General features: G+C 65.3%; 2 protein-coding genes and 1 pseudogene. 1 reads left to right on the top strand and 2 read right to left on the bottom strand.

The window, feature by feature from the left end:
• Positions 1–250, bottom strand: a pseudogene (locus IC66_RS0108705) (hypothetical protein); the annotation flags it as partial.
• 19 nt (positions 251–269) lie between these two features.
• Positions 270–698, bottom strand: coding sequence for a DoxX family protein (locus tag IC66_RS0108710; RefSeq protein WP_038947392.1), 429 nt, complete (start codon positions 696–698; stop codon positions 270–272).
• Positions 699–801: 103 nt separating this feature from the next.
• Here IC66_RS0108710 and IC66_RS0108715 point away from each other — a divergent pair.
• Positions 802–1,364, top strand: a 563-nt coding sequence (locus tag IC66_RS0108715) for a LysR family transcriptional regulator (RefSeq protein WP_038947393.1), incomplete at its 3' end; no start/stop codon positions are given.

The raw sequence follows: 1,364 nt of genomic DNA on the forward strand, positions 1-1,364 counted from the left end.
GGAAGATGTCGATGCCCTTGCCGTTGGCCACGACCTCGATCAGCATTTTCGCGCCCTTGTCGGCAAAGTGCTTGGCGAGATTGGCCGAGTAACTGATCGCGTGGCCCATGACATAGGGCTCGTTGCTGTCGATCAGGATCACGACGCCCTCGGTGAGGCGATCCTCCTTGGCCGCGGCGGTGCCGGCGGCCGTGAGGATCGATGCGCCCGCCAGCAGCCCCCTGCGAGACCATCCATTGGCAGAGATCATGGTGCGGCGTTCCCGTCGATCAGAACTGACGCGGCGCGATCGGCGCCTTGCCGTTGCGTCCCCACAGCACGAACAGGCTGAGCGCAAGCAACACGACGTTGAGCGGTGCAACGTCAGCTTCGCCGCGCGAGAGGTGGAAGACCAGCGCAATGACCTGCAACACCGCGCAGCCGAGCGCGGCCAGCACCGTCAGCCGCGGCAGGATCCGCGTCAGGGCCGGCAGCAGGATGCCGATGCCGCCGGCGAGGTCGACCAAGGCAATGGAGCGGACGAAGGTCTCCGAATACTGGCCGGCCCAGGGCATCATCGCGGCCAGCTGGGGAATCGGCGTGGTCAGCTTTACCAGCCCCGCCGAGATGAAGACGAAGGCGAGGAGGACCTGCGCGGCCCAGAGGCCGATGCGGAGGGCGCGGCCGGGGGCGGGGGTCTCGAAGGTGGCGGTGGACATGGTGGTTCTCCGGAATGTGAGGGTTGCCACCATTTGATAGTTTCACCGTTTTTGATCATTATCGGCTTTGGGATTAGTTCATTTCCTGGATGTTGATGATCTCATGGATTCTCTGGTCAGCATGAGGGTGTTTTGCCTGGTCGCCGAGCTGAAGAGCTTCGCGACCGCGGCACAGCGCCTGCGCATCTCCCCGGCCATGGCGAGCAAGCATGTGATGCAGCTCGAGAAGCGCCTGGGCACGCGGCTGCTGAACCGGACCAGCCGGCGCGTCAGCCTGAGCGAAAGCGGCGCGCTCTATTTCGAGCAGGCGCGGCAGATGCTGGATTCGCTCGACGAGGTCGAGGCCGCCGTCAGCAATGCCACCGTCGTTCCGCACGGCACGCTGCGCCTGACCGCACCGGTGTGGATGGCGAACGCGATTTTTGCGGGCGTGCTGGCGGACTACCAGGCGCGCTATCCCGAGGTCCGTCTCGACGTCGATCTCAGTGGCCGCCTGGTCAACCTCGTCGAGGAGGGTTTTGATCTTGCACTTCGCGCGACCGGCACGCCGGACGAGGCGCTGATCGCGCGTCCGATCACCAGCGTCCCGTTCTACATGGTGGCGGCTCCCGCCTTCCTCAAACGCGCGGGCCGTCCATCGGCCTTCGCCGATCTCGCCGGCCAACC

Origin of the sequence: Bradyrhizobium genomosp. III (assembly GCF_000261705.1) — a bacterium.
Taxonomy (GTDB): Bacteria; Pseudomonadota; Alphaproteobacteria; order Rhizobiales; family Xanthobacteraceae; genus Bradyrhizobium; species Bradyrhizobium ottawaense.

What these genes read in the sequence shown, in the direction of transcription:
- IC66_RS0108710 (WP_038947392.1), bottom strand. Translation starts at nt 698, where the DNA reads ATGTCCACCGCCACCTTCGAGACCCCCGCCCCCGGCCGCGCCCTCCGC.